The organism is Neisseria sp. HMSC070F02, from assembly GCF_001814225.1.
Lineage (GTDB): Bacteria > Pseudomonadota > Gammaproteobacteria > Burkholderiales > Neisseriaceae > Neisseria > Neisseria meningitidis.
This window is the reverse complement of sequence record NZ_KV815432.1, coordinates 1-1,546: the sequence shown is the minus strand read 5'-3', so window position 1 is coordinate 1,546 and position 1,546 is coordinate 1. Positions and strand designations below refer to the sequence as shown.

At 52.3% G+C, this 1,546-nt stretch carries 1 pseudogene; it reads left to right on the top strand.

Annotated elements, in window-relative coordinates:
* Window positions 1-488: 488 nt before the first annotated feature.
* Window positions 489-1,546: pseudogene (pilC, locus tag HMPREF2959_RS05880) on the top strand (PilC family type IV pilus tip adhesin); the annotation flags it as partial.

Sequence of the window (1,546 nt, the reverse complement as noted above, 5' to 3'; positions counted from 1 at the left end):
AGGAATGATGAAATTTTGAGTTTTAGGAATTTATTGGAAAAAACAGAAACCGCTCTACCGTCATTCCCGCGCAGGCGGGAATCCAGACCGTTGGGCATCTGCAGCGGTTTGCTAAAAACCGCTTTACTGTGATAAGTGCGCAGGGTTAGAATGGCGCGGTAACCTTATATATTGTACCCCGTCAAAGGGGCGCATTGCTTTTCTTAACATTCCCCTTTAGCAGCCAAGTGAAAGGGCTTTTCAATCAGCAATCCGGCGGGCGCGGAATCGGGCGGTTTGCCGAATCCCGCCGTTTGCGGCGCGCCTGCCGCCGACGGTATCCCGCGAAGCAAGATTTAAGGGATAAAATATGTTCCAACACGCAGGGCGGCACATAAGGCGCCGCCCTGATTCGGAAGGGCTTGCACCCCTCCCGGACAAAGCCTGATCCTGCCGCCCCGAAGGACGGATGCCCGAAGGGCGGGGGGTTTGACCGAAAAGGAAATACGATGAATAAAACTTTGAAAAGGCAGGTTTTCCGCCATACCGCGCTTTATGCCGCCATCTTGATGTTTTCCCATACCGGCGGGGGGGGGGGGGGCGCAGGCGCAAACCAGTAAATACGCTATTATCATGAACGAGCAAAACCAGCTCAAGGTAAAGCAGAATGGGCAATATTCAACAATAAAGGACAAAGACAGGGAGCGCGAATATACTCATCATCAGAGCACAGGAGGAGGAGGCTCTGTCTCATTCAACAATAGCGATGAGCTTGTTTCTCGACAAAGCGGTACTGCCGTTTTTGGCACAGCCACCTACCTGCCGCCCTACGGCAAGGTTTCCGGTTTTGATGCCGACGCTCTGAAAGAGCGCAACAATGCCGTCGATTGGATTCGTACCACCCGGCCCGGGCTGGCAGGCTACGCCTACGCCGGCGTCATATGCAGAGACGCAAGGCAATGCCCCCAACTTGTCTATAAAACCCGATTTTCCTTCGACAACACCGGTTTGGCAAAAAATGCGGGCAGGCTGGATAGGCACTCGGACCCAAGCCGCGAAAATTCGCCCATTTACAAATTGAAAGATTATCCATGGTTGGGCGTATCTTTCAATTTGGGCAGCGCGAATACCGTCAAAAATGGCAACTCATCCAGCAGATTGATATCTTCTTTTAGTGAAGACAATAATAATCAAACCATCGTCTCTACGACAGAAGGCTCCCCTATTTCCCTTGGCGACCAGCAGCGCGAACATACCGCCATGGCCTATTATCTGAACGCCAAACTGCACCTGCTGGATAAAAAAGGGATTAAAGATATCACCGACAAAACAGTGCAGTTGGGTGTCTTGAAGCCGAGCATCGATGTGCGGCAGCGGCAAGGTACCAACTGGCTAAATTTTTGGGCTAGGTGGGACATTAAAGATACCGGGCAGATTCCGGTCAAGCTCGGCCTGCCGCAAGTCAAAGCAGGCCGCTGCATCAATAAATCGAACCCCAATCCCAAAGCCCAAGTCCTTTCCCCCGCACTGACTGCCCCCGCGCTGTGGTTCGGACCTGTGCAAAATG